Here is a 264-nt window from a genome sequence, read left to right on the forward strand (position 1 = left end):
GGCGGAGATCAACTTGATCACCTCGGCCACGGTCACATAGGACACTTCGGCGCCACCGTAGGCTTTAGGCACGGTGATGCCCCACAGGCCGCTGGCAGAGAACTCGTCGAGTTCGGCAACCGGCAAGCGACGCTCACGGTCGCGCGCGCTGGCGTCAACGGCAAAACGTGCGGCCAGGCGCGTCGCCACCTCGATGGCTTCGGCGTCCGAACGAATGATATGGGCAGGGTGTTGAGGGTGGGCTGACATGGGCCGACTCCAGGC

At 65.2% G+C, this 264-nt stretch carries 1 protein-coding gene; it reads right to left on the bottom strand.

What is annotated here, in order from left to right:
• Positions 1–249 (bottom strand): acyl-CoA dehydrogenase family protein (locus SB765_RS30595; protein ID WP_410932614.1); only part of this gene is annotated, 249 nt, incomplete at its 3' end.
• Positions 250–264: the final 15 nt, after the last annotated feature.

Source organism: Pseudomonas sp. SIMBA_067, from assembly GCF_046534675.1.
In the GTDB taxonomy this organism is placed as follows: domain Bacteria; phylum Pseudomonadota; class Gammaproteobacteria; order Pseudomonadales; family Pseudomonadaceae; genus Aquipseudomonas; species Aquipseudomonas putida.